Here is a 24,411-nt window from a genome sequence, read left to right on the forward strand (position 1 = left end):
GGATCGATGGCGCAAGGATAACATCGCCGTCGCCACCTACGCCTGTGTCAGCCGCGTTTCCAGCTCCGCCAGTCGTGCCGGCGTGCCAACATCGACCCACTCCCCTCGGTGGTGATAGCCGCCGACGCGCCCGGCCTGCATTGCCTCGACCAGCAGCGGCGCCAGCTTGACCGGTTCGCCGTCCGGCAGCGGGGCGATCAGCGCGGGGTGGATCACGCCGAGCCCGGCATAGATCAATCGCGGTTCGCCGTCGGCGTGCAGGCGCCCGGCCCGATCCAGATGAAAGTCCCCCCGGCGATGGAAGTCGGCGGTATCGACCATGACGAGCGAGGCGAGATCGCCATCTGCGAGGGCCAGTCGCGAGAGCGGAAAATCGGTCCAGACATCGCCGTTGACTAGCGCGAAGGGGCTGTCGCCGAGCTGATCGAGCGCGTGGCGCAGGCCGCCGGCGGTTTCCAGCGGGGTTTCCTCGAGGCTGAAGGTCAGCGAGACGCCGTAGCGACCGCCGTCGCCCAGCGCCTCGATGATCTGCTCGGCGCGGTAGCTTACGTTGATGACGATGTCGCGGAAGCCGGCGGCGGCCAGGCGTTCCAGGTGGTGAACGATCAGCGGCTTGCCCGCGACGGGCAGCAGCGGCTTGGGGCAGTGGTCGGTGAGCGGGCGCATACGCGTGCCGAGTCCGGCGGCCAGAATCATCGCTTTCATGAGGCGGTCCCTGGTGCGTCGTCTGAGGCGGTCCCCGGCGCGTCGTCTGAGGCGGGCCCCGGCGCCTCGTCAGTAGCGCTGGCCAGGCGGGCCTCCATCGCCGGGCGATAGACCGTCTGCAGCCACTGGCGGAATTCGGCGAGAGCCGGCAGCGCGGCGAGTCCTTCGTCGAGGTGTTGATAAAAGTGCGGCAGGCGCTCGAGGTAGCCGGACTTGCCATCGCGCAGGCACAGCCGGCAGAACTGGCCGAGTATCTTGAGCTGGCGCTGGGCCCCGATTGCCTCGACGGCGGCGCGAAAGCGCTCGCTGTCCAGGCTGGGCGAGAGCGCGCCGGAGGCCACGCTGCGCTGGCGAAACGCTTCGATCCATCCTGCCATTTCCGCCGGCGTCCAGCGGTGATAGCGGCCGCGCAGCAGCGAGACGAGGTCGTAGCCGAGCGGCCCGGCCAGCGCACCCTGGAAGTCGATGATCCAGAGCGCGTCGTCATGGATCATCAGGTTCATGGCGTCGAAATCGCGATGTACCGTGACGCTCGGCAGCTCGGCGATCCTTGCGAGCAGGTGCTGTTTGACCCGGGGCCAGCTCTCGGGCGTCTCGATGCCTAGCCAGCGGGTCAGTCCCCAGTCGGGAAAACGCTCCATCTCTTCGTCGAGAAAGGCGGACGTGTAGGGCGGCAGCCTGTGCGTCGGCGCCCGACACTGGATGTCGTCGAGCAGTGCCAGGGCGCGGGCGGTGCCATCGTGGGCGCCGCTGTCGCTGTCGAAGTGATGGTGCAGGCTGTCGTCTCCCAGGTCGTCGAGCTCCAGGAAGCCCTGGTCCAGATCGACGGCGTGGATCGCCGGCACGGGAAGGCCGGCGTCGTGCCACGCCTGCCCGATCTCGACGAAGGGTCGGCTCTCCTCGAGTGCCGGCGGCGCGTCCATGAGGATGCGTGTGGTGCCGTCGGGGAACGCGACACGCCAGTAGCTGCGCAGGCTGGCATCGCCGGCAACGCTTTGCAGTCGACACGCTTCGGGGGACAGGCGATGGTGCCCGGCAATCCAGGCGCGCAGGGTTTCGAGACGCGAATTCATGCAGCCTTCCGTTTGCTTTCGAGGAGTCTTAAGGCGAGTTGACGGGCCGGACATGGCACCGCATGCTGGAGCCCTCCAGAAGCGCGCCACGTCGTGCGTCGGTGCAGCGCGGCAGATGAATCGAGACCCGCGCGCCGCCGGCGTCAGTGTGTCGCGTTTGCCCGGCGGCGCCAAATCGTGGCGTCGACGATGGCAGGCGAACGAACAGGGAACGACCTCGCGGCAAGCCACGGCGAGGTCTGTATAATACCGACTTCACTCGGCAAGGACATTGAGGACATGGGCAAGCGACTGGTCTGGACTGCCCTGACTGGCCTGATCTCATCGACGGCTCAGGCGGCACCGCCAGCGCCGCTCCCCCCGGATCAGCTCGATTGGGTTCCCTGGGGTGACGCGGCGCCTTCCGGCGCGCTGTGCGGCGGCCGCTACATCGAGCCGGGCTATCGGCTCCCCGCCGGGCAGACACCGGAAGAGGTGCTGTCCAACTCGGCCTCCGCGGAATATGGCGACAACGGCGAAACGATTCTCGGCGGCGAGGTAGTGCTGCGGCGTGGCGATGGCCAGCTCGAGGCGCCGCGCGTCCGCGTCAATGCGGCCCGCGATACCGCTTTCGCCGACGGCCCGGTCACGATCCGTTATCCGGGCATGCTGGTGCGCGGTGGCGACGGCCAGGTCTCGCTCGACAGCGATGCCGCGCGGATCGACGATGCGCACTACGTGATCCACGGCCAGCACGTCCGTGGCGATGCTCAGGCGATGCAGCGGCTCGATGACGGCCGCTACCGCATGACCGAGGCGAGCTTCTCGACCTGTGCCCCGAACAGTCGCCTGTGGCAACTGGTCGGCAATGACGTCACCATCGATCGGGAACAGGGCTACGGCACGGCCACCAACGCGCGCCTCGAGATGGGCGACGTACCGGTCTTCTACTGGCCGTGGGTGCGCTTCCCGATCGACGACCGGCGTCAGAGTGGTTTCCTGTGGCCGACGGTCGGTATTTCCAGCGATGGGCTCGACTACTCCCAGCCTTACTATCTCAATCTGGCGCCCAACTACGACGCCACGATCACGCCGCGCACGATTTCCGAACACGGTTTCATGCTGGGCGGCGAATTCCGCTATCTGTTCGGCAGCGATCAGGGTTCCATCGAGGGCGCCTATCTGCCCAACGACAACGGTAGCGATAGCGAGAACCCCAACGATCCCGACAACGCCTTCGACGGCGAGGATCGCTGGTACGTCGACTACGAGCACTACGGTTACGTCAACGACCGGGTGGATTATGCCCTTGAGTATGGCGCCGCCAGCGATGGCCGCTACTTCGATGACTTCGGGCGCGACTTCACCGAGAAGGATACCGAGTACCTCAGCCGGCTCGCGCGCCTGAGCTTTCGGGATTCCACTTGGTACCTGGACGCTCGCGCCCAGGGTTACCAGCGCATGGACTATCCGCTCGACGAGGACGATCGCCCCTATTATCGCCTGCCGAGTTTGACCGCCAACGGGCGCTGGCAGCAGGACAGCGGTTTCTATCAGGAGTGGAATTCCAACGCGACCTACTTCTGGCGCGATCTGCACGGTGTCGATAGCCAGGGGCGCTGGTACGACGAAGAGGACGAGCGTTTCCGCACGATTCGCGAGCGCGAGGCGGCCAACGGCTCGCGCGTCAACCTGACGCCGGCGATCGGCTGGCGGGCGCAGCCTAGCTGGGGCTTCCTCGAGCCGCGCTTCCAGCTGTGGCAGACCAATTACAACCTGGATTACGACAATCGCGAGACCGACCGTGACGAGACGCTGTCGCGCACGGTGCCGGTCTACTCGGTCGACTCCGGGCTGATCTTCGAACGCGACATGGCCGCCTTCGGCAGCGACTGGCGTCAGACCTTCGAGCCGCGTCTCTACTATGCCTACGTGCCGGAACGCGACCAGTCGGAGTTTCCTGACTTCGACACCGACGAACGGGCGATCTCCTGGAACCAGCTCTGGTCCCCCTATCGGTTTACCGGCTCCGATCGCGTCGGTGACGTCAACAAGGTCTCCTATGGTGCGTCGACGCGTTTTCTCGAGGACGACACCGGTCGCGAGCGACTGTCGCTGTCGGTCGGCCAGAGCGCCTATTTCGAGGATCGCAATATCGACATGAACGGCGACCCCGATACGCTGCCGAGCAAGGAGAACAACTACGCCGACTGGTATCGTGCCACGCGGGACCGCTCGCCGGTGATCACGCAGCTCGAATGGCGAATCAACGACAGCTGGCGTACGCGCTACGAGTGGTTCTACGACGAGCAGGAGTCGCGTACCGAAAAAGTCTCCGCCTACGCCCAGTATCAGAGCACGGCAGGGCATGTGTTGAACCTCGGCTACCGTTGGCAACTCGAAGGGTTCGATCCCTCCGGGGATGATGTCGAGGATCGCCTCGGCTACAACCGCGAGGATTTCGACGTGTCGTTTGCCTACAAGGCGACACCGTCGCTGGATCTGATCGGCCGCTATCTCTACGACAACACCAACAAGCGCGATCTGGAAAATCTGGCCGGGGTGCAGTTCAACAGCTGCTGTAGCGCGGTGCAGGTCGTCTGGCGCGAGTGGGTCAAGGATAACGATACGGCCAATACCATCGACGATGACTACACCGATCGCGGGATCTTCCTGCGCTTCGTGTTCAAGGGGCTGGGCGGTGTCGGCCAGGAAGCTGACAGCTACTTCGCCACGGCCGTGCCCGGCTACCGCGCGACCGAGTTCTGATCGCGTTCCCGGCCGCGTGCCTCGGTGCGCGGCCATAGCCAGTCGATATAGCCAGTCGATATAGCCAGTCGATATAGCCAGTCAATCAAGCAGGGGGCGTGGCCATGACGGTACGCCCGACGAGCAAGCAAGAGAGGTAGGCATGCGTCTTAGAATGTGGATTCCCCTGGCGCTGGTGATGTTGCTGTCGCCGCTGTCGGCCATGGCGGAAGTGGTGCCGCTGGACCGGATCGTCGCCGTGGTCAACGACGACGCGATCATGCAGAGCCAGCTGCGTTCACGCGTCACCCAGGCGCGCGGCCAGCTGCAGAGCAACGACATCGCGATGCCTTCCGAGGCGGCGCTGCAGCGTCAGGTGCTGGATCGCATGATCGTCGAGCAGATCGAGCTGCAGATGGCCGAAGATGCCAACCTGAGCGTCGACGAAACCCAGCTCAACACGGCCATGCGTGGCATCGCCCAGGGCAACGGGCTCGATCTCGACCAGTTTGCCGATCGTCTGGAGCAGCAGGGCCAGACGCTGGCCGAGGTGCGCGAGCAGGTGCGTCGCGAACTGCTGATTCGTCAGGTCCAGCAGAGTCAGGTCGCTAGCCGCGTGACGGTCTCCGACCGCGAGGTCGACCGGTTCCTCGAACAGCGCAGCGAGAACAGTGACGTTGCCTATCATCTGGCCCAGATTCTGGTCGCCGTGCCTCAGTCGCCGACGCCGGAGCAGGTCACGCAGGCCCAGGCCGAAGCGCAGGACCTCTATCGTCAGCTGCAGCAGGGCGCGGACTTCCAGCAGCTCGCCGTGGCCGAGTCCGACGGCGCGCAGGCGCTGCAGGGCGGTGACCTTGGCTGGCGGCCGGCGACCCAGATCCCGACGATTTTCGCCGACGTGATCCCGGCGCTCGCCGATGGCGAGGTGAGCGAGCCCATTCGCAGCCCGAGCGGTTTCCACCTGGTCCAGCGTCTGGGGACCCGAGGCGGCGACGGCGGTCAGCTGACGCGCGAGCAGGCGAGCCAGGCGATTTTCCAGCGCAAGGTCAGCGACGAGCTCGAAGCCTGGACCCAGGAGATTCGGGCCAGCGCCTACGTCGACAATCGTCTCGACGACGACAACGGCTGACGCCGCGCACCACCGGGAGAGGGCCGATGACGCAGCCCGCAAACGCGCCTGAAGACGCCGCACCGCGGCCCCGAAAGGGGAACCCGGTGTTGGCGTTGACCACCGGCGAGCCGGCCGGCATCGGCCCGGAGCTGGCGCTTGCCGTCGCACGCGATTGGCAGGGCTTGAGTGTCCCCGTGGTGGCGGTGGGAGACCCGGAGCTGCTTGCGGCGCGGGCCGAACGGCTCGGCTGGTCGATTCGCCTGCCGGTACTGCGGGCAGGCGAGCCGGTGCCGGCGCCGGTCGATGGCTGCCTGCCTGTCTGGCCGGTCGCGCTGAATGCGCCGGCCACCGCGGGGCGCCTGGATCCCGCCAATGCCCGCTATGTGCTGCGAACGCTCGATTTGGCCATTGCCGCGTGTCGTGAAGGTCGCGCTGGAGGCATGGTCACGGCACCCCTGCACAAAGGGGCGATCATCGACGGCGGGCATCCCGGCTTTACCGGGCATACCGAGTATCTGCGCGATGCGTGCGGCGTCGAGGACGTTGTCATGATGCTGGCGACGACGCGCACGGCACGGCCGCTGCGGGTGGCGCTGGCGACGACGCATCTGCCCCTGGCACGGGTGGCAGAGGCCATCACGCAGGCCGGCCTGTCGCGTATCGTTCGCGTGCTCGATGCCGAGCTGCGCCACGCGTTCGGCATCGAGCGTCCGCGTATTCTGGTGGCCGGCCTCAACCCGCATGCCGGCGAGGAGGGGCACCTCGGCCGCGAGGAGATCGAGACGATCACGCCGGCGCTGGAAAGCCTGCGCGAGGCGGGTATCGACGTCGTGGGGCCGCTACCCGCGGACACGCTGTTTACGCCACACCATCTCGACCGCGCCGATGCGGTTCTCGCCATGTATCATGACCAGGGGCTGCCGGTGCTCAAGTACGCCGGTTTCGGTCAGGCAGCCAATATCACTCTCGGCCTCGGCATGGTCCGCACCTCCGTCGATCACGGCACGGCGCTGGACCTTGCCGGCAGCGGCCGTGCCGATGCGGGCAGCCTGCGGGTGGCGCTCGACGTCGCCCGGCAGATGTCGGCCCGCGCTCATTGAAGGAAAGCCAGTTTCATGTCCACTCGACCCCCGATGCCTCGGGCGCGCAAGCGTTTCGGCCAGAACTTCCTCCGCGACACGGGCGTGATTCTGCGCATCGTTCGCGCGATCGCGCCGCGCCCGGGAGATCGCCTGATCGAGATCGGCCCGGGCCAGGGCGCGCTGACCGCACCGCTGATCGAAGCCGCCGGCGCGCTCGAGGTGATCGAGCTGGACCGGGACTTGATTCCCGGTCTGCGCGTGCAGTTCTTCGACTATCCGCAGTTCGTGATTCACGAGGGGGATGCGCTCAAGTTCGATTTTCAGGCGCTGGCCGCGCAGGATGGCCGACCGCTGCGGGTCGCCGGTAACCTGCCCTACAATATCTCCACGCCGATCATCTTCCATCTGCTGGCGGCGCGCGGTGCGATCGCCGATATGCACTTCATGCTGCAGAAGGAAGTGGTGGAGCGTCTTGCGGCCGAGCCGGGCGGACCGGACTGGGGGCGGTTGTCGGTCATGACCCAGTACTACTGCCAGGTCGAATCCCTGTTCGTGGTGCCGCCCGAGGCCTTCGTGCCCCGGCCCAAGGTCGATTCGGCCATCGTGCGCTTGACGCCGCATGCCGAACTGCCCGCGCCAGCACACGACGAGGTGCGTTTTGCCGAAGTGGTCAAGGCCGCCTTCGGCCAGCGCCGCAAGACGCTGCGCAATAACTTCAAGGGCATCATCGATGCCGAGGCGCTGACAGCGCTTGGCATCGATCCGGCGCGTCGGCCACAGACCCTGCGCGTGGCCGAGCTGGTCGCGATCAGCAACCATCTGACGGAGAGCGCTTCATGAACGAGATGGCCGAGGCCATCACGGTCGACGTCGAACCGACGTTTCGTGAAGAGGAGTCGTCCACCGACGACAAGCGTTACGTCTTCAGCTATACGATCACCGTGCACAACCACTCCGAGCGCAGCGTGCAACTGCTGTCACGCTACTGGAAGATCACCCAGGGCCATGGCAAGGTTCAGGAGGTGCGCGGTAACGGCGTGGTCGGCAAGCAGCCGACGATCACCGCCGGCCACAGCTTCCGCTACACCAGCCGAGCGGTGCTCGAGTGTCCTGTCGGCGTCATGCAGGGCAGCTACACCTGCGTCGACCTTGGCACCCAGCAGTCATTCGACGTCGCCATTGCACCGTTCCGCCTGGCTTCCCCCAATCAGGTTCACTGACACGGTCGGCGCTGCCTGGCACCGGCGGTGACACCCTAGACACTTTCATCCGCACCAGGAGCAGACGCGAGCGATATGGCCACCTACGCAATCGGCGACCTGCAGGGCTGCTACGCTGAGTTTCAGGCACTACTCGAGCGGCTGGATTTCTCCGCCTCGCGGGATCATCTGTGGCTGGCCGGCGATCTGGTCAACCGTGGGCCCGACTCGCTGGGCTGTCTGCGACGCTGCGTGGCACTCGACGGCGCCGCGAGCGTGGTGCTGGGCAATCATGACCTGCACTTGCTGGCGGTGGCGAGAGGGCATGGCCGGTTGAAGCGCCATGACACCCTGATGGATATTCTCGAGGCCGCGGATCGCGAGCCCATGCTCGAGTGGCTGCGCCAACAGCCGCTGCTGGTCGCCGACGCTGAACGCGGTATGGTGATGACCCATGCGGGGCTGCCGCCGCAGTGGTCGCTCGAGGAGGCGCGCGCGCGGGCGACGGAGGCGGAAGCGGTGCTGCGCGGCGACGCGGTGGATGACTTTCTTGCCCAGATGTACGGTAACGTGCCGGCTCGCTGGGACGCCGCTCTGGCCGGTATCGACCGCCTGCGAGCCATCGTCAACGTCTTCACGCGGATGCGCTTCATCGACGCCGAGGGCACGCTCGATTTCGCCGCCAAGGAGGGGCTAGACAGCGCCCCGGCGGGGTTTGCGCCCTGGTTCACTTACCCGCGCGCCGATGAGCTGACGCTGCTGTTCGGCCACTGGGCCGCCCTGGAGGGGCGGACACCGGGTGCACGGGTGGACGCCCGCGCGCTCGACACCGGTTGCGTCTGGGGGCGCGAACTGACCGCGTTGAACCTGGAGAGCGGAGAGCTGATCGCCGAGCCGGCGCGTCGGACCCCATCCTAAGCCGCTCGTCGGTCGCCAGCCGTACATGCGCCTGATAGCCAACGCCTCAGGGCCGAACAGGCCGATGCCGACTCGACCTATCGCTATCCCGGCGATTGAGATCCGGCCGATTGAGATCCGGGGCATCGATACCCGGGCTATCGGCACCCAGCAGACTATCGACACCCAGACCCATGAACACCGACAGGGAGCGCATGATGCCGCCATCCTACGAACATCTCGACTCCGCGACGCTGGCCCACTGGCTGGGGGAAGCGCGCGCGCTCACGCTGGTCGATATCCGTGATCCGCTCAGCTACTCCCAGGGCCATATTCCCGGCAGTCGCCACCTCGATAACTCCAACGTTGCCGAGCTGGTCGAGAAGACCGCGAGCGATACGCCGCTGGTGGTGGTGTGCTACCACGGCCACTCCAGCCAGCAGGCCGCGGCCTGGCTGTCGGCGCAGGGCTTCGACGAGGTCTACAGCCTGGACGGCGGCTTTGTCGATTGGGCCCACCGTCATCCCGACCGCGTCGAGCAGCCCTGAGCCAGCTCACCTGAGGAGTACGCCATGAATGCCAGTAGCGATGCCCTGCTCGCGGGGCTCGATGTCTATCTGGTCGGCGGAGCGGTACGCGATGCGCGTCTTGGCTGGCCGGTCGGCGATCGTGACTGGGTTGTCGTCGGCAGCACACCCGAAGAGATGCGCCGTCGCGGTTTCCGTCCGGTCGGTCGCGATTTTCCGGTTTTCCTGCATCCGCAGACCCAGGAGGAGTACGCGCTGGCGCGAACCGAGCGCAAGCAGGGGCATGGCTACACCGGCTTCGAAGTGCATGCCAGCCCAGACGTGACGCTGGAAGCGGATCTGGCACGGCGGGACTTCACCATCAACGCCATGGCAGAGACCCCGACGGGCGAGCTGGTCGATCCTTATGGCGGCCTTCGGGATCTCGAAGCTCGGCGCTTGCGCCACGTCTCGCCGGCCTTTGTCGAGGATCCGCTACGCGTGCTGCGGGCGGCCAGATTCCTGGCACGCTATCGTGGGCTGGGCTTCGAGATTGCGCCGGATACGCTCGCGCTCATGCGTCAACTGGCGGCGAGCGGTGAGGTGGCTCATCTGGTGGCCGAGCGGGTCTGGACCGAGACGCAAAAGGCGCTGTCGGAGGTCGATCCTGCGGCCTATTTCGAAACGTTGGCTGCGTGCGGTGCGCTGGCCGTGCTGATGCCGCCGCTGGCGACCTCCGAGCTGCCCGCGGGGCTGATCCGCCTGCAGCAGGTAGCCGAGGATGATGACCAGGCACAGTGGCGTTGGGCGCGGTTGGGCGAAGCGCTCGACGACGAGAACATCGACATGCTCAACGATGGCGTGAAGGCGCCGAATGGCTTTCGCGAGGCGATGCAGCTGGCAGCGCGCTCGCGACGGCTGCGGCTTCGTATCGGTGGCGCTGCCCGCCATGAGGCGGAAGTGCGCGCGGCCGCCATCATGGCGTGGCTCGACGCCATCGATGCCTGGCGGCGACCGGAGCGCGTTCCGCCGCTGCTGGCGCTGATCGCTCACGACGATGGCCCACTGGCGGACGATCTCGCGCTGGCCTGGCGTCTCGCCGCCCAAGTGCTGCCGCGCGCGCTGCTCGATGAGGGGTTTCGTGGGCCAGCGCTGGGCGAGGAGTTGGTGCGTCGGCGCGAGCAGACCATTCGCGAGGCGCTGTAACCGGAGCCGTGAGGCGTGAAAGCGCCGACGACGGCCACCTTGAGACGGCGTTCGGCAGATGGCGAACGCCAGAACGCCCGCTGTGGTCTCCCACGGCGGGCGTTCCGGTTTCAGGGGCGGCAGCAAGAGTGTCTGCCGGTGTCGGGCCCCTGGCTCGGCCCAACGGACGGGTTAGACGAACAGGCCGATCAGTAGTGCCATGGCCAGCCCGGTCAGGCCGATGAGCGTCTCCATCACTGTCCAGCTCTTGAGCGTCTGGGCTTCGGTCAGCCCGAAGTAGCGATTGACCAGCCAGAAGCCGGAGTCGTTGACGTGGCTCAGTACCGTCGCGCCGGAGGCGATCGAGATCACGATCAGGCCGAGTACCGGGCCTTCCAGGTTGAGTGTGGAGATCACCGGCGCCATCAGACCGGCGGCGGTGATCATGGCCACGGTGGCCGAGCCCTGGATCACGCGCACGGCGGTGGAGATCAGGAAGGCCAGCAGGATCGGCGGCAGGGCACTATTGGCCATGATGTCGCCCATGACATCGCCGACGCCCGAGTCGATCAGCACCTGCTTGAACACGCCACCGGCGCCGGTGACCAGGATGATGATGCCGGCCGGCTCCAGCGCCTTGGTGGCGACCTCCATCACCTTTTCCTTGGCCATGCCCCGGCGAATGCCGAGGCAGTAGAACGCCAGCACCGTGGCCAGAATCAGCGCCACGAACGGATGACCGAGGAAGCCGAGCACGGCAGTGACTTGGCTGTCCGCCGGCAGCACGGCGCCGGAGACCGTATTCAGCACGATCAGCAGCAGCGGCAACAGGGTGATCGAGACGATCAGCGTGAAGCTGGGCTGGTTGGTAGTGTCCGTGGTGGCTTCCGGCAGCTCCATGTACTCGGGGATCTGGGCATCGATACGCTGACTGATCCAACGCCCGAACAGCGGGCCGGCGATGATCATCGCTGGCAGACCCGTGAGCGCGCCGAACAGGATGACATATCCGAGATCCGCGCCGACCAACTCGGCGACCGCGATCGGGCCGGGGGTCGGCGGAATGAACGAGTGAGTGACGGCGAGGCCGGCCAGCAGCGGAATGCCGTAGTAGAGCAGCGAGCGACCGGTACGCCGGGTCAGGGCGTAGATCAGCGGCACCAGGATAATGAAGGCGACGTCGAGAAATACCGGGATGGCGACCAAGAAGCCGGTCAGGCCCATGGCCCACTGCGAGCGGTCCTCGCCGAAGCGCGACAGCAGGGTGTTGGCCAGCCGGTCCACGCCCCCGGAGACTTCCAGCATCTTGCCGAACATGGCGCCGAGACCCACCACCGTGGCCACGAAACCGAGCGTGCCGCCCATGCCTTTTTCGACGGTATCCAGCAACGTATCGACGCTCATGCCGGCGCCGAGGCCGGCCAGCAGACTGACGACCAGCAGGGAAACGAAAGCGTGCAGGCGCAGCACGAGGACAAGCAGGAGCAGCAGCACGATGCTGAACGCGGCGACCGCGATCAGCCGGTAGGTGGGGTCGCTCCATAGGCTCTGCAGGGGGGCGAGAAGGCTATCCATGACGGCTCGAAATCCTTTGTCGGGGTTCGCCAGGTTGGGCGGTAAGGCCAGCCGGTGCATCGCGGCCTTCGGCCGGGCATTGGCTTGCCGGTACTTAGCCTTTAGTGGCGTTGTGCTTCGCATTGGCTATGGCGACAATGATGTTACCGGTAACAGATTGCGGCCAACAATGCGCCTAAAGGTGTAGAGACAAGCACGAGTCGATTGTCTAGGCCGTGGTCAGATGACTGTTCAGACCTGATCGGGGAGCGAGAAGTAACTCATGAGTGCAAAAAGCGGACGACGCATCGTCGTGATGGGCGTGTCGAGCTGTGGCAAGACCGAGGTGGGCAAGCGCCTGGCGCAGGCGCTGGGCGGTCGCTTTCTCGATGGTGATGACTTCCACTCGGCCGAGAGCGTGGCCAAGATGTCGCGCGGCGAACCCTTGAACGATGAGGATCGTGCCGGCTGGCTGACGCGACTGGCGGGCTTCCTGAGTGAGTCGCGGGCCCAGGGCGAGACGCTGGTGATCGGTTGCTCGGCGCTCAAGCGGCGCTACCGGGACACGTTGCGCAAGGGCGATCCGGCGCTCGCCTTCGTCTATCTTTCCGGCGCTCGCGAGCTGCTGCTGAAACGTATCGAGGCGCGTCAGGATCACTTCTTCAAGGGCGAGGCGATGCTCGACAGCCAATTGGCGACGCTCGAGGTGCCGGGCGACGACGAGGCGGTCACGGTCGACATTGCCGGCACGCTGGACGAAGTCGTGACCACGGCGCGATCCGAGCTGGAGACCCGCGAGCGGCGTCTGTCGGCGGTGTAACGCGTGGCACTCGGTGGTGATGATCGGCGAGAGGCGGGTGGCGCGGGCATCCGCGGGATCACGCTCGTTATAGACTGCCGCGATGCAGCACCTCGAAGCCGACATCCTCGCGACAGGGCTCGCGGGGCCCGCCCTGCAACCGTGTCAGCAAGCGTGCCGCGATGCGGTCGCCGATGCGCCGTCGCGGCGTCATCACGGTGGCCAGGGCGGGGGCCGTCGCCTCGGTAATATCCAGGCCGTTGAAGCCGGCCAGCGCCAGCTGAGCGGGAACTGCCAGGCGTTGCCGCTGACACTCGAACAGGGCGCCGGCAGCCAGATCGTCGTTGCCGCAGAAGATACCCTCGAGATCCGGCCAGCGCTCCAGCATCGACGCCAGCATCTCGCCACCGAGCCGGTACGACGAGGGATGCGGTGTGGTCAGGCAGCGTTCGGTGGAGAGCCCTGCCTGGGTCAGCGCTGCCTCCCAGCCCGCCATACGCAGCTGCGCCCGATGGTCCATGCGGGCGCCCAGAAAACCGATCCGTCGTTGTCCCCGGTCGAGGAACGCCTGCGTCATGGCGGCGCCGGCCGCGTGCTGGTCCAGGCCGACGTTGATGTCGAGCGGCGTGTCGGTCAGCTCCAATGTCTCCACGACCGGCAGCCGCGCGCGTTCGATCAGCGCCAGGGCATGTGCCGTGTGGCGCGTTCCCGGCAGAATCAGGGCATCGACACCGTAGCTCAGGTAGGTGTCGATCAGGCGTTCCTCCTCCAGCAGTGAGTAGCCGGTATGCCCGATCAGCACCTGATACCCGGCCGTGCTCAGGCCCTCCTCGATGCCGCGCTGGATCTCCGAGAAGACCGCGTTGGAGAGCGATGGGATCAGCAGTGCCACGCTGTGGCTGCGGCCGCTGGCGAGTGCGCCGGCATGGCGATTGGGGATATAGCCGAGTGCCGCGATCGCTTCCTCGATGCGCAGGCGCAGATCGGTGGAAACGCGCTGAGGCTCGCGTAGGGCGCGCGATACGGTGATCTTGGTGACGCCGACCCGGTCGGCGATATCCTGAAGGGTGACACGTCCGGAGGATCGACGCGGCATGACATTCCCTTGACGCTGTTGTTCTGGTTGGCCAGAGAGTCTGGTGGCTGCCGGAGAGCCCGTTGCGACGGGGCGCGTCGAACGCGACGCAGGTTACCGGTAACTTCGATAAGCCTATCATGGCCGTCAGGCCATCACCGTAGTGCGAAGGTCGCAGAGGTGGTCGTCGTGCGCCCGCGGTGCACGACGGCGGACGCGCTTAGAACGAGAGCAGCAGCAGGGTGAGCGGCGGGGAGAGCAGTGAGAGCAGAAACCCGCTGACGATAGCGAGAGGTACCACGGTGATACCGCCGTATTGCTGGATGACCGGCAGCGTCACGTCCATCGCCGTTGCGCCGCTGTAGCCCACGGCAAGCGGCGGCTGCCGCCGGATGAACAGCGGAATCAGCAGGAAGGCCAGCAGTTCACGAGCGAGGTCGTTGAAGAAGGCCGCGCCGCCCAGCACCGGCCCGAGCTGGTCGCCGATCAGAATGCCGGAGAGCGAGTACCAGCCGAAGCCGGCCGCCATGGCCATGCCCTCGTTCCAGGGCAGCGACAGCAGCGGCGCGGCGATCAAGCCGGCGAGCATGGAACTGACGAAGAGCGTCAGCGCGGTGGCCAATCCCAGCCGGTTGAGCAGAATCTGGCGCAGACCCAGGCCGGAGTTGCGCAGCTGACAGCCGATCAACCCAAGTAGCAGATAGAGCGTCCAGGTGGCGAGCGTATCCGCGCCGGCGGCGATCGGCCTGTCGAATTGCAGGGCCAGCGCGCCGATCGCCATGCCCAGCGCGACCACGCCGGCGAGCTTCAACGACCCGAACAGCGCCTGCAGCTTGCCGGCGGCGGGGCCGTCGTGCGCCTGTTCGGTCAGCTCGAGCGGCCGACCCGGCGGACGTCGGCAGAGCCAGGCCAACGCCATCAAGTTGAGCGGCGTAATCACCGCAAATAGCGTGATCGCCGTGGTGCCGATCCGCGATAGCTGCCCCGCCAGATTCTCCAGCCCACCCAGGCCGACGCCCATCAGCAGCAATATCACGTAGACCGAAGCGTTGACGCCCCGATCGATGGCACGCTTGAGACCTTCGTGACGGAGAGGAATCAGATATCCCACGATGAGTGGCAGCAGGATCCACAGCAGGCCGAGCAGCATGGCGGTCTCTTTTCAGCGAGGTATCGAAACGCAAAAACGGACGCCGATGTTTCGGCGTCCGTTGCAGCAGGAAACGCTAGAATAACTGCCGTCGGCAGGGAAGACTACGTCAGAGGTTACGGTGCGTCGGTGCTTTCCTCTCGCTGTAGCCGGGTCAGGTCCAGGTGACTCTTCTCTTCGCCGTCGCGCACGTAGCGCAGCTTCAGCAGCAGCCCCGGTATCTCGCGGTGGAACGAGAAGTAGAGATGGCGATCGCGCTTCTCCGGATCCCAGGTATCGACGGTCACGCCGGGAAAGTCGCCGGCCGGCGTGGCAATCGTTGCCTGCGATTCCACACGGTAGTAGAGCGTTTCTTCCTCCCCCTTGTGGTTCTGATACTGCAGTTCGCAGGGCGAGACCTGCGAACTGGCGCAGCGGGCATCCGGTGCCTGTCGCGAGAGCGCGAAGAGTGCGGTTTGGCGATCCGGCAGCGCCGCTAGTTGTTCGCGATCGCGGTGGTACTCATCACCGATACCGGCCAGCGAGTAGGTGCTGCGATAGTCCAGCGCCTGTACGGTGTCGCCTTCCAGGCGAAACCGTCCGCGTTCCTCGCCGCTGGCGATCGCGATGCTGGCCTGCATCTCGCTCTCCCACACGTCACCATCGTGGCTGAGCCTATGCGTGATGGTGGCATCCGGCCAGCCGCTGATGTCGAGATGGTATTGCGCCGCGAACGGCGCGGGGCGCTCGGCAGCCTGCGCGAGCGGCATCATCAGGCCGATGAGCAGCGCCAGGCTACCCGATAGCCAGGTACGGGGAATCTGTCGACGTGCCAGCCACTCCGGCATCGCTTACCTCCTGGTCGGATCGCTTTTCCGGATTGACGCGTGATACCGCTGAAGGTTCCCGAAACGCCGCTCATGCTTGGCGATCAATATCCCGCTTCGGGATCGATGGTCGCGATGGGCTTGCCCATGGAGAGAGCGTCCAGCGCGTCGGCGACCTGGTCGGCGGCGGCGCCAAGTGGCGTCGGGCCGGCCATGTGCGGGGTGATCAGAATTCGCGGATGGCGCCAGAGCGGGCTCTCCGCCGCCAGCGGCTCCGTGGGGAAGGCGTCGAGCAGGGCGCCGCGCAAGCGACCCGAGGTCTCGTCGTCGCCACTGCCGAGTGCCTCGAGCAGAGCGGTCTCGTCGATCAGCGTGCCGCGGCCGGGGTTGATCAGGCTCGCACCCGCCGGGAGCTTGGCCAGGGTCTCACGATCGATAAGGTATCGCGTCGCCGGCGTGTCGGGTAGCAGCGTGACCAGGGTCATCACCTGGCCGAGCAGGGTGTCGAGCCCCGCGTCGCCATGATGACAGCTGATGCCCTCGATCTGCTTGGGGGATCGGCTCCAGCCGTGAACCGGGTATCCATCGGCGGCCAGCATCTGCGCGACACGCGTGCCGATGGCGCCGAGGCCCAGCACGCCGACCCCCCAGTCGGGCTTGTCGATCAGCGGCTGCTCGCGCCATTCGCGGTTGGCCTGCTGGCGCCGGTAGCAGTCGAAATCGCGCTGAAAGTGCATGACGCCGTAGCGCGCGTAGTCGCCGATCAGCTCGCCCATGCCGGCATCGCGCAGCTTGACGATGGGGATGTCGCGTGGCAGCGAGGGGTTCTGCAGCAGCGCGTCGACGCCGGCGCCGAGATTGACGATGCCCTGGAGCGTGCGCTGCTCGTCGAAGATGTTGGCGGGCGGTTTCCACGCGACCAGATAGTCGGCCTGCGGATTGTCTCGCTCGGCAGCGACGATGAATTCCGCCTCGGGCAGACGCTCGGAGAGAATCCGGCGCCAGTTGTCGGCATCTTGATGATAGATAAGAACGCGCATGGGGGCTCCGTCTCGGTATTGGTCTTGTTGATGGCCTGGAAGGGGCCGGTAGCGACATGATCGCAGCTCGTGCGGCGCGAGAGAAATCGCGGGACGCTCCCGCCTAGTAGACGATCTGCAGCATCGGCGGCGGGGGTTCCTGCAGCAGGCGTGCCAGAATCTCCAGCCCGTTCTCCAGGCGCTCGAGATCGCTTTCGGCGCCGAGACTGATGCGCACGCGGCGCGGCGGGGTGGCGTGCTCGACCACGAAGGCCTGGGCGGTGGTGATGGCAACGCCCTCTTGCAGAGCCTGCTGCTGCAACTCCTCGGCGCGCCAGCGCTCGGGCAGACTCAGCCACAGATGCAGGCTGCTCGGACGCGCCTCGATCCCGTGGCCGGCGAACTTGCGGGCGGCCAGCGACTGACGTTCGGCCAGGAGCTGGCGCTGCTCGTGGGCAAGCGTATCGACCATGCCGCTGGCCAGCCAGTAGTCGGCCAGCTCGAAGACCAGCGGTGTGGCCATCCAACTGGTCGCGCGCAGCCGTGGCAGGGCGTGATGCATCTGGCCGCGCGGCACGCTGAGATAGCCGGCGCGCAGGCCGGGAACCGTCGACTTGGTCAAGCTGGTGACGTGAAAGGCCTGCTCTGGCAGACGCGCGGCGAGCGGCGTCAGCCCTTCGGGTTCGAGCAGGGCGTGGACGTCATCCTCGATCAGCCAGACATCGTGGCGAGCGAGAATCTCGGCGATGCGGTCGCGGCGAGCATTCTCCATGGTCGCGCCGGTCGGGTTGAGCTGCGTCGGCGTCAGGCAGACCGCCCGCGGGCGGAAACGTCGAATGGCGGCTTCGAGCGCTTCCGGTATCACGCCCTGACCGTCGATCGCCACGCCGCGCAGTTGAAAGCCGAGAGTGCGGGACAGCGAGATCAGCCCGTGGTCGGTCAGCGTCTCGGTCAGCACCACGTCGCCGTGCTGCACGACGGTGGCGATCGCCAGCATCAGCCCGTGGGCGGCGCCGTTGCAGAGCAGGCGATCCTCGACGTCGCCGGGCACCTTGAGACGCTCGCGCAGCCAGGCATCGGCGCGCTCCCGCTGATGGGGCAGGCCGGCGATCGGGCGACAGGCGGCGATGATATCGGCATGAGCGCTCTCCGCGAGTTCCGCCAACGCGCGGCGGAAGCGCAGGTGATGGGAGGGCGGACAGACCGGGTGGGCGATGGAGAGATCGATCAGGGTGTCGTCGGCCAGTGTCGACGGTGCGCGCAGATACTCGTTTTCCGATTCGCTGCCGGTATCCCGGATCCAGGTACCGCTGCCGACTCGGGCCTGTAGCAGCCCGTGTTTCTCGGCCTGGTCGTAGGCACGGGAGACCGTCTGCACGCTGACCCCGAGACGCTCCGCCAGGTCACGGTGGGTAGGCAGGCGCGTGCCTGGCGCCAGGGCGCCCAGGCGCACGGCCTCGGTCAGGGCGCGGGCGATCGCGAGGTACTTCGGGCCCCGGCTGTCGAGGTAGGGCGTCAGGTCGATTGTCATGATTCAATAAAGCCTTTGACGGCGCGCTGCGCGACGATGCTACTATCGTATCGATGCATTGACCGATAATTGTCATGGTTTCAGAGTGAATAAATCATGACAATTTCACACCCGGTCGGCAAGCGGCAGGTCACCGTCCCGTTCCTTCCCTCGGACGCCGGTGCCCTACAATTCGGTTCCGTAAGTCGAGTGGCCCATGTTTCAGGTTTCCCTGCCTTTTACACGTGAAGAGTATGCCAGCCGTCTGCACAAGGTGCGGGTGTCGATGGCGAGTCGTGGTCTCGATGTGCTGGTCGTCAGCGACCCTTCCAATATGGCCTGGCTGACCGGCTACGATGGCTGGTCGTTCTATGTACACCAGTGCGTACTGGTGGGGCTGGAGGGAGAGCCGGTCTGGTACGGTCGTCGACAGGACGCCAACGGCGCCTGGCGGACCTGCTGGATGGACGCCGAACGGGTGCGCTACTACCCGGATCACTATGTCCAGAACCCGGAAATGCATCCGATGGAGTATCTCGCGCAGTCGGTACTGCCGGAGTATGGCTGGCACACCGGCAGTGTCGGGCTCGAGATGGACAACTACTACTTCTCGGCCAAGGCTTACATGAGCCTGGTCAAGGAGCTGCCGCATGCCTCGCTCTCCGATGCCACGGCGCTGGTCAACTGGTGCCGGGCGATCAAGTCGCCGCAGGAGATCGCCTACATGCGCACCGCGGCGCGTATCGTCGAGGGCATGCACACGCGGATCATCGAAATGATCGAGCCGGGTCTGGCCAAGAGCAAGCTGGTCTCGGAGATCTACCGGGTCGGTACCGAGGGCTGGAGCGATGGAGAAGGCAAGGTGCACGGCGGTGACTATCCGGCGATCGTGCCGCTGTTGCCGACCGGCAGCGACGCCGCCGCGCCGCACCTGACCTGGGACGACACGCCGTTCCGCGAAGGGGAAGGGACTTTTTTCGAGATCGCCGGCTGCTACAAGCGCTATCACGCCCCGCTGTCGCGCACGGTCTTTCTGGGCAAGCCGCCTCAGGACTTCATTCGCGGAGAATCGGCGCTGCTCGAAGGCATCGATAACGGCCTCGCCGTGGCCAAGCCGGGCAATCGCTGCGCCGATATTGCCCTGGCACTCGGCGCGGCGATGGACAAGTACGGCTTCGACCGCGGCGGTGCTCGCTGCGGCTATCCGATCGGCATTAGTTACCCGCCGGACTGGGGCGAGCGCACCATGAGTCTGCGTCCCTCTGATGAGACGATTCTCGAGCCCGGGATGACCTTTCACTTCATGCCCGGCATGTGGATGGACGACTGGGGCCTCGAAATCACGGAGAGCATATTGATCACCGAGAATGGTGCCGAGCCGTTGTGCAATTTTCCGCGCCAGCTGTTCGTCAAGTAGCGGGGGGGAGCGGGCCGGGCGCTAACGTGTCTCCCGCGCCCCGACCTCCAGTTGTAAACGATTTCCTATCGTCGGCCGCTATCACCGACGTCTTCACCGACTGTGCCAGGAGAGATCATCATGTCCGCCGCTCTGCGTCCCAGCCCGATCAGCGCCACCGTCGACTTCGACGCCCAGGGCGTGCAGCACGGTTTTCTCAAGCTGCCGATCTCCATCGATACGTCTGCCTGGGGTGCCGTGATGATTCCGATCACGGTGGTCGCCAACGGCGAGGGCCCAACGGCGCTCTTGACCGGCGGCAATCATGGTGACGAGTACGAAGGCATCACGTCGTTGATGAAGCTGGCCAGCACGCTGGAGGCGAAAGACGTGCGCGGCCGCGTGATCATCGTGCCGATGATGAACACGCCGGCGGCCGAAGCCGGCAAGCGAACCTCGTCGCTGGATGGCGGCAATCTCAATCGCAGCTTTCCCGGCGATCCCGACGGTGGCCCCACCAGCCAGATCGCCGACTATTTCAGTCGTGTGCTGGTACCGATGTGCGATGTCGCGCTTGACCTGCACTCCGGCGGGCGCACGCTGGATATCGTGCCGTTTGCCGCCGCGCACCGGCTCGATGACCTGGATCAGGAGGGGGCGAGTCTCGCCGGCGCGGTGGCTTTCGGGGCACCTTACGCCATGATGATGTTCGAGCTCGACGCGACCAAGCTCTATGACACCGCCGTCGAATCCCAGGGCAAGACCTTCGTGACCACCGAGCTGGGCGGCGGTGGCACCTCGACGCCGCAGAGTCTGGCCATCACCGACCGCGGCGTGCGCAATTTCCTGATTCACTACGGCCTGATCGAGGGTGAGCTTGAACTGCCCGACCAGCCGCTGATCAACGTCGATATGCCGGATGCCAGCTGTTACGTGCAGAGCGAGCACACGGGCCTGCTGGAGCTGACGGTGTCGTTGGGCGAGATGGTCGAGGTGGGCGACGTGCTGGCGCGCGTCTACGACATGACGCGTACCGGTGTGCCGCCGGTCGAGTATCGTGCCGAGCGCGACGGTGTCGTGATCGCCCGGCGCTTCCCGGCCAAGGTCGGTATGGGGGACACCATCGCCGTGGTGGCCGAGGTGGTCGAGTCGCTGGAACGTGATCCCGCCCGATGAAGCTCGACCGCTACGACCTGAAGATCCTCGAGATACTGAGTCGCGATGGCCGGATTACCAAGTCGCGGCTGGCGGAGGCGATCAGCCTCTCCGTCAGCCCGTGCTGGGAACGGGTCAAGCGGCTCGAGAAAGCGGGGGTGATCGAAGGTTACAGCGCGCGACTCAACCCGGAGGCGCTGGTCAAGCGCACGCCGGTCTGGGTCCAGGTCGAACTCAAGCAGCATAACGCCGAAAGTCTGGCGCGGTTCGAACAGCGTGTGAACGAGACGCCGGAAGTCGTCGAGTGCTTCGCCATTGGTGGCGGCATGGATTATCTCGTCAAGACCGAAGCCGACTCCATCGATGCCTATCAACGCCTGATCGACGCCTGGCTGGTGTCGGATCTCGGTATCGAACGCTACTTCACCTATATCGTCACCAAGGCCGTCAAGCGGCAGGGACCGCCGGCGCTGCCGACGGTAGATGACTAGCGGTTGCTCGCCATGACCTGACCACACCCGACCCCACCCGGCCCTGGCCGGGTGGGGTCGTTCTTGGCGGGCCATTGGCGACCAGCGTTCAGCCGCGACTGGCGTCATCCAGTGTCTGGAGCGCATCGGCGTCCAGCTTGAGATCGCATGCCACCTTCAGCGCATCGAGATGATGCGGCTTGCTCGCGCTGGCGATCGGTGCGGTCACCGCCGGCTGCGCCAGCAGCCACGCCAGCGAGACGGCCGCGGGCTGGGTGTCGTAGCGCTTGGAGACCGTGTCGAGCGCCTCGAGAATGCGCATGCCCTTGTCGTCGAAGTACTTGTCGACGAAGTCGGCGCGGGCCTGGCCCTTGGCATCTTCCCGCGAGCGGTATTTGCCGGTGAGAAAGCCGCTGGCGAGCGAGAAGTAGGGCACCACGGCGATGTCGTGCTCGCGACAGACCGGGGCCAGATCGCGCTCGAAATCCTCGCGGTCGTAGAGATTGTAGAAAGGTTGCAGACAGCGGTAGGCGGGCAGGTTCTTCGCCTTGCTGACCTCGAGCGCTTTGGCCAGACGGCCGCCGGTGTAGTTGGAGGCAGCGATCATGCGGATCTTGCCCTGTTCGATGAGCCGGTCGTAGGCCTCGAGCGTCTCCTCCAGCGGTGTTTCCTGGTCGTCCTGGTGAGAGAAATAGACATCCAGGTAGTCCGTCTGCAGCCGGGTCAGTGACGCCTCGATCGCCTGCATGATGTAGGCCTTCGATAGACCGACCTTGCCGTCGCCAAGATCCATGCCGACCTTGCTGGTCAGCACCACCTCGTCGCGACGACCGCTCTGCTTGAACCACTTGCCCAGCACTGTCTCGGATTCGCCGCCCTGGTTGCCTTCCGCCCAGCGTGAATAGACGTCGGCGGTATCGATGGCATTGAAACCGGCATCCAGCCAGGCGTCGATCATGGAGAAAGACTGCTTGTCGTCGAGTGTCCAGCCGAAGACATTGCCACCGAAGACGATCGGAGCGGTCTGAATATCCGGGTGGCCCAATGAACGCATCTGCATAATTCACTCCTTCCGTGGGAATTGCCAATACCGGGGATCGGATCGGTGCCTGGTCGGTCGCTCGAGCCGAGTGCCGCGATGACGCGGCGATCCTCCGGTGATGGAGAACGCGTCTAAAAATCGTAGCGACCGGTAGCGGTGTCAAACGAATCGGGCTTTCGACGGTGTCGTACAGCGCGCCGCTCGCGTCTGATGCAGCTGCCAAAAAAAACCTCACTCCCGCGGCGGCATTCCAAAAAAAACGCACCCTTTTCCGCATGGGACAAAAAATCTCGGCGCGGGGATCGGCGTAGTCTGGAGGCAGTCGACGGGGCCAAGTGCCTCGTCGTTTCTTTTCCGGCAATGGCCTCGTTCCGCCGAGCGTCCTGTCCCGCTGAAACCGAGGAGGCGACATGAAACTCAATGATCCGCGCTTGTTCCGCCAGTACGCCTACATCGATGGCAAATGGACCCACGGCAGCGAAGGCCGCGAGGAGGCCGTCGTCGATCCGGCCACCCAGGAGACGATCGGCCACTGTGCGCTGCTCGAGGCGTCGCAGATCACCGAGGCGGTCACCGCGGCCGAGAACGCCTTCGCCGAGTGGCGGGCGATCAACGTTCACGAACGTGCCGAAACGCTCAATGCCTGGTATCGCCTGCTGCACGAGCACAAGGAAGACCTCGCCTATCTGATGACGCGCGAGCAGGGCAAGCCGCTCCAGGATGCGCGTGGCGAGGTCGACTATGGTGCGAGCTTTATTCAGTGGTTCGCCGAAGAGGCCAAACGCGCCTATGGCATGACCATTCCCAGCCATATCCCGAACGCTGCCCTGGGCACGATCAAGGAACCGGTCGGGGTGGCGGCAATGTTCACGCCGTGGAACTTCCCGCTGGCGATGATCACGCGCAAGGCGGGTGCGGCGCTGGCCGCCGGTTGCCCGGTGATCGTCAAACCGGCCAACGAAACGCCTTACTCCGCGCTGGCGCTGGCGGAACTGGCCGAGCGGGCCGGCATTCCGGCCGGTGTGTTCAACGTGGTCACCGGCGACCCGGCGACCGTGTCCGAAGTGCTCTGCAGCGATAGCCGTATCCGCAATATCTCTTTCACCGGCTCGACCCGCGTCGGCAAGCTGCTGATGCGCCAGAGCTCGTCGAGCGTCAAGCGAATGTCGCTGGAGCTCGGCGGCAATGCGCCATTCATCGTCTGCGACGACATGGATCCCGATGCTGCCGCGAAGGAAGCGGTCGCGGCCAAGTTCCAGACCGCGGGGCAGGATTGTCTCGCCGCCAACCGCATCTTCGTCCAGCGCGGCATCTATGACGCCTTCGTCGAGCGCTTCGTCGCGCATATGGAGGCGCTCACCGTGGGCAACGGCCTGGAAAACAACGATATTGGCCCGCTGATCCATCAGCGCGCGGTAGAGTCAGCCCAGGGCATCGTCGAGGACGGCGTCGCCAAGGGGGCGCGTCAGTTCGGTGGCGAGCGCCAGGCGCCGGGAGCGAACTTCTTCGTGCCGACATTGCTGGCCGACATTACCCCGGAGATGCGCGTCTTCCGCGAGGAGACCTTTTCGCCGGTAGCGGGTATCGGTGTCTTCGACAGCGACGATGAAGTGATCCGGCTCGCCAACGATACCGAGTACGGCCTTGCCGCCTATGTCTACACCAATGATCTGCGGCGAACCTGGAAGCTGATGCGCGGACTCGAATACGGCATGGTCAGCGTCAATAGCGTGAAGATGACCGGTGCGCCGATCCCGTTCGGTGGCATCAAGCAGTCCGGGCTTGGCCGCGAGGGCGGCGCGGCGGGGCTCGAGGAGTATCTCGATACCAAGTATTACTGCCTCGGCAATATGCCTTCTGCCTCGAACTCTTGAGGGGCGAGGCTTCTCATGCGGGTATTTACCAAGGGTCATCCTGACCGCTGCGCCCGCAACGGATCGCCGCCGGACA

At 65.6% G+C, this 24,411-nt stretch carries 22 protein-coding genes; 13 read left to right on the top strand and 9 right to left on the bottom strand.

The features are described from left to right. Positions 1-36: 36 nt before the first annotated feature. A complete protein-coding gene (murU, locus tag MC381_RS11410; RefSeq protein WP_251977869.1) occupies positions 37-705 on the bottom strand; it encodes an N-acetylmuramate alpha-1-phosphate uridylyltransferase MurU in 669 nt (222 codons plus the stop codon). Continuing rightward, positions 702-1,778, bottom strand: coding sequence for an aminoglycoside phosphotransferase family protein (locus MC381_RS11415; RefSeq protein ID WP_251977870.1), 1,077 nt, complete (start codon positions 1,776-1,778; stop codon positions 702-704). The genes murU and MC381_RS11415 overlap by 4 nt, the downstream gene beginning before the upstream one ends. Positions 1,779-2,057: 279 nt before the next feature. On the opposite strand from MC381_RS11415, the gene MC381_RS11420 reads away from it, so the two are divergent. The 8 genes from MC381_RS11420 to MC381_RS11455 all read left to right on the top strand — a co-directional run bounded on the left by MC381_RS11420 (position 2,058) and on the right by MC381_RS11455 (position 10,506). Next, on the top strand, positions 2,058-4,526 hold the full coding sequence (locus MC381_RS11420; protein ID WP_251977871.1) for an LPS-assembly protein LptD: 2,469 nt from the start codon (positions 2,058-2,060) through the stop codon (positions 4,524-4,526). 142 nt (positions 4,527-4,668) lie between these two features. Beyond that, positions 4,669-5,634 carry a peptidylprolyl isomerase gene (locus tag MC381_RS11425; RefSeq protein WP_251977872.1) on the top strand — a complete coding sequence of 322 codons (966 nt, stop codon included), beginning with the start codon at positions 4,669-4,671 and terminating at the stop codon, positions 5,632-5,634. A 26-nt stretch (positions 5,635-5,660) separates the two neighbouring features. Then, on the top strand, positions 5,661-6,716 hold the full coding sequence (gene pdxA, locus MC381_RS11430) for a 4-hydroxythreonine-4-phosphate dehydrogenase PdxA (protein WP_251977873.1): 1,056 nt from the start codon (positions 5,661-5,663) through the stop codon (positions 6,714-6,716). Between the two features lie 15 nt (positions 6,717-6,731). After that, positions 6,732-7,538, top strand: a complete 807-nt coding sequence (rsmA, locus tag MC381_RS11435) for a 16S rRNA (adenine(1518)-N(6)/adenine(1519)-N(6))-dimethyltransferase RsmA (protein ID WP_251977874.1) — start codon at positions 6,732-6,734, stop codon at positions 7,536-7,538. Then, positions 7,535-7,918 carry a Co2+/Mg2+ efflux facilitator ApaG/CorD gene (gene apaG, locus MC381_RS11440; RefSeq protein ID WP_251977875.1) on the top strand — a complete coding sequence of 128 codons (384 nt, stop codon included), beginning with the start codon at positions 7,535-7,537 and terminating at the stop codon, positions 7,916-7,918. Before rsmA ends, apaG begins: the two co-directional genes overlap by 4 nt. Before the next feature lie 75 nt (positions 7,919-7,993). Then, positions 7,994-8,815: a symmetrical bis(5'-nucleosyl)-tetraphosphatase gene (locus MC381_RS11445; protein WP_251977876.1), complete on the top strand. Its 822-nt coding sequence runs from the start codon at positions 7,994-7,996 to the stop codon at positions 8,813-8,815. A gap of 173 nt (positions 8,816-8,988) precedes the next feature. Further along, complete coding sequence (gene glpE / locus MC381_RS11450) at positions 8,989-9,342, top strand: thiosulfate sulfurtransferase GlpE (protein ID WP_374708172.1); 354 nt, start codon at positions 8,989-8,991, stop codon at positions 9,340-9,342. A gap of 24 nt (positions 9,343-9,366) precedes the next feature. After that, entirely contained in the window at positions 9,367-10,506 is a 1,140-nt protein-coding gene (locus MC381_RS11455) for a tRNA nucleotidyltransferase/poly(A) polymerase-related protein (protein ID WP_251977877.1), read from the top strand. A 171-nt stretch (positions 10,507-10,677) separates the two neighbouring features. Here MC381_RS11455 and MC381_RS11460 read toward each other — a convergent pair whose 3' ends face one another. Then, positions 10,678-12,060: a GntT/GntP/DsdX family permease gene (locus MC381_RS11460; protein WP_251977878.1), complete on the bottom strand. Its 1,383-nt coding sequence runs from the start codon at positions 12,058-12,060 to the stop codon at positions 10,678-10,680. A gap of 262 nt (positions 12,061-12,322) precedes the next feature. Between MC381_RS11460 and MC381_RS11465 the strand changes: the two genes are divergently transcribed. After that, a complete protein-coding gene (locus MC381_RS11465) occupies positions 12,323-12,859 on the top strand; it encodes a gluconokinase (protein ID WP_251977879.1) in 537 nt (178 codons plus the stop codon). 67 nt (positions 12,860-12,926) lie between these two features. Here MC381_RS11465 and MC381_RS11470 read toward each other — a convergent pair whose 3' ends face one another. The 5 genes from MC381_RS11470 to ehuR form a co-directional block, all read right to left on the bottom strand. After that, positions 12,927-13,934, bottom strand: a complete 1,008-nt coding sequence (locus MC381_RS11470) for a LacI family DNA-binding transcriptional regulator (RefSeq protein ID WP_251977880.1) — start codon at positions 13,932-13,934, stop codon at positions 12,927-12,929. A 199-nt stretch (positions 13,935-14,133) separates the two neighbouring features. After that, on the bottom strand, positions 14,134-15,063 hold the full coding sequence (locus tag MC381_RS11475; protein WP_251977881.1) for a LysO family transporter: 930 nt from the start codon (positions 15,061-15,063) through the stop codon (positions 14,134-14,136). Between the two features lie 116 nt (positions 15,064-15,179). After that, on the bottom strand, positions 15,180-15,890 hold the full coding sequence (locus MC381_RS11480) for a hypothetical protein (protein ID WP_251977882.1): 711 nt from the start codon (positions 15,888-15,890) through the stop codon (positions 15,180-15,182). An 83-nt stretch (positions 15,891-15,973) separates the two neighbouring features. Next, entirely contained in the window at positions 15,974-16,909 is a 936-nt protein-coding gene (locus MC381_RS11485; RefSeq protein WP_251977883.1) for a 2-hydroxyacid dehydrogenase, read from the bottom strand. A gap of 103 nt (positions 16,910-17,012) precedes the next feature. Further along, a complete protein-coding gene (gene ehuR, locus MC381_RS11490) occupies positions 17,013-18,419 on the bottom strand; it encodes a MocR-like ectoine utilization transcription factor EhuR (protein ID WP_251977884.1) in 1,407 nt (468 codons plus the stop codon). A gap of 196 nt (positions 18,420-18,615) precedes the next feature. Here ehuR and doeA point away from each other — a divergent pair, with 196 nt between their 5' ends. The 3 genes from doeA (at position 18,616) to MC381_RS11505 (ending at position 21,440) form a co-directional block, all read left to right on the top strand. Continuing rightward, complete coding sequence (doeA, locus tag MC381_RS11495) at positions 18,616-19,815, top strand: ectoine hydrolase DoeA (protein ID WP_251977885.1); 1,200 nt, start codon at positions 18,616-18,618, stop codon at positions 19,813-19,815. A 120-nt stretch (positions 19,816-19,935) separates the two neighbouring features. Next, positions 19,936-20,970, top strand: a complete 1,035-nt coding sequence (doeB, locus tag MC381_RS11500; RefSeq protein WP_251977886.1) for a N(2)-acetyl-L-2,4-diaminobutanoate deacetylase DoeB — start codon at positions 19,936-19,938, stop codon at positions 20,968-20,970. Continuing rightward, positions 20,967-21,440, top strand: coding sequence for an Lrp/AsnC family transcriptional regulator (locus MC381_RS11505; RefSeq protein WP_251977887.1), 474 nt, complete (start codon positions 20,967-20,969; stop codon positions 21,438-21,440). The genes doeB and MC381_RS11505 overlap by 4 nt, the downstream gene beginning before the upstream one ends. An 88-nt stretch (positions 21,441-21,528) precedes the next feature. On the opposite strand, the gene MC381_RS11510 is transcribed toward MC381_RS11505, so the two are convergent. Further along, the gene (locus MC381_RS11510) at positions 21,529-22,479 is read right to left on the bottom strand and encodes an aldo/keto reductase (protein WP_251977888.1); all 951 of its coding nucleotides are present in this window, start codon (positions 22,477-22,479) and stop codon (positions 21,529-21,531) included. A gap of 392 nt (positions 22,480-22,871) precedes the next feature. Between MC381_RS11510 and MC381_RS11515 the strand changes: the two genes are divergently transcribed. After that, on the top strand, positions 22,872-24,335 hold the full coding sequence (locus tag MC381_RS11515; RefSeq protein WP_251977889.1) for an NAD-dependent succinate-semialdehyde dehydrogenase: 1,464 nt from the start codon (positions 22,872-22,874) through the stop codon (positions 24,333-24,335). Positions 24,336-24,411 lie beyond the last annotated feature (76 nt).

The sequence above is a fragment of the Salinicola avicenniae genome, assembly GCF_023736115.1.
GTDB classification, from domain to species: Bacteria; Pseudomonadota; Gammaproteobacteria; order Pseudomonadales; family Halomonadaceae; genus Salinicola; species Salinicola avicenniae.

Excerpts from the sequence above, each read along its gene's own strand:
- murU (WP_251977869.1), bottom strand. The coding sequence starts at position 705 with ATGAAAGCGATGATTCTGGCCGCCGGACTCGGCACGCGTATGCGCCCG.
- MC381_RS11415 (WP_251977870.1), bottom strand. The coding sequence starts at position 1,778 with ATGAATTCGCGTCTCGAAACCCTGCGCGCCTGGATTGCCGGGCACCAT.
- MC381_RS11420 (WP_251977871.1), top strand. The coding sequence starts at position 2,058 with ATGGGCAAGCGACTGGTCTGGACTGCCCTGACTGGCCTGATCTCATCG.
- MC381_RS11425 (WP_251977872.1), top strand. The coding sequence starts at position 4,669 with ATGCGTCTTAGAATGTGGATTCCCCTGGCGCTGGTGATGTTGCTGTCG.
- pdxA (WP_251977873.1), top strand. The coding sequence starts at position 5,661 with ATGACGCAGCCCGCAAACGCGCCTGAAGACGCCGCACCGCGGCCCCGA.
- rsmA (WP_251977874.1), top strand. The coding sequence starts at position 6,732 with ATGTCCACTCGACCCCCGATGCCTCGGGCGCGCAAGCGTTTCGGCCAG.
- apaG (WP_251977875.1), top strand. The coding sequence starts at position 7,535 with ATGAACGAGATGGCCGAGGCCATCACGGTCGACGTCGAACCGACGTTT.
- MC381_RS11445 (WP_251977876.1), top strand. The coding sequence starts at position 7,994 with ATGGCCACCTACGCAATCGGCGACCTGCAGGGCTGCTACGCTGAGTTT.
- glpE (WP_374708172.1), top strand. The coding sequence starts at position 8,989 with ATGAACACCGACAGGGAGCGCATGATGCCGCCATCCTACGAACATCTC.
- MC381_RS11455 (WP_251977877.1), top strand. The coding sequence starts at position 9,367 with ATGAATGCCAGTAGCGATGCCCTGCTCGCGGGGCTCGATGTCTATCTG.
- MC381_RS11460 (WP_251977878.1), bottom strand. The coding sequence starts at position 12,060 with ATGGATAGCCTTCTCGCCCCCCTGCAGAGCCTATGGAGCGACCCCACC.
- MC381_RS11465 (WP_251977879.1), top strand. The coding sequence starts at position 12,323 with ATGAGTGCAAAAAGCGGACGACGCATCGTCGTGATGGGCGTGTCGAGC.
- MC381_RS11470 (WP_251977880.1), bottom strand. The coding sequence starts at position 13,934 with ATGCCGCGTCGATCCTCCGGACGTGTCACCCTTCAGGATATCGCCGAC.
- MC381_RS11475 (WP_251977881.1), bottom strand. The coding sequence starts at position 15,063 with ATGCTGCTCGGCCTGCTGTGGATCCTGCTGCCACTCATCGTGGGATAT.
- MC381_RS11480 (WP_251977882.1), bottom strand. The coding sequence starts at position 15,890 with ATGCCGGAGTGGCTGGCACGTCGACAGATTCCCCGTACCTGGCTATCG.
- MC381_RS11485 (WP_251977883.1), bottom strand. The coding sequence starts at position 16,909 with ATGCGCGTTCTTATCTATCATCAAGATGCCGACAACTGGCGCCGGATT.
- ehuR (WP_251977884.1), bottom strand. The coding sequence starts at position 18,419 with ATGACAATCGACCTGACGCCCTACCTCGACAGCCGGGGCCCGAAGTAC.
- doeA (WP_251977885.1), top strand. The coding sequence starts at position 18,616 with ATGTTTCAGGTTTCCCTGCCTTTTACACGTGAAGAGTATGCCAGCCGT.
- doeB (WP_251977886.1), top strand. The coding sequence starts at position 19,936 with ATGTCCGCCGCTCTGCGTCCCAGCCCGATCAGCGCCACCGTCGACTTC.
- MC381_RS11505 (WP_251977887.1), top strand. The coding sequence starts at position 20,967 with ATGAAGCTCGACCGCTACGACCTGAAGATCCTCGAGATACTGAGTCGC.
- MC381_RS11510 (WP_251977888.1), bottom strand. The coding sequence starts at position 22,479 with ATGCAGATGCGTTCATTGGGCCACCCGGATATTCAGACCGCTCCGATC.
- MC381_RS11515 (WP_251977889.1), top strand. The coding sequence starts at position 22,872 with ATGAAACTCAATGATCCGCGCTTGTTCCGCCAGTACGCCTACATCGAT.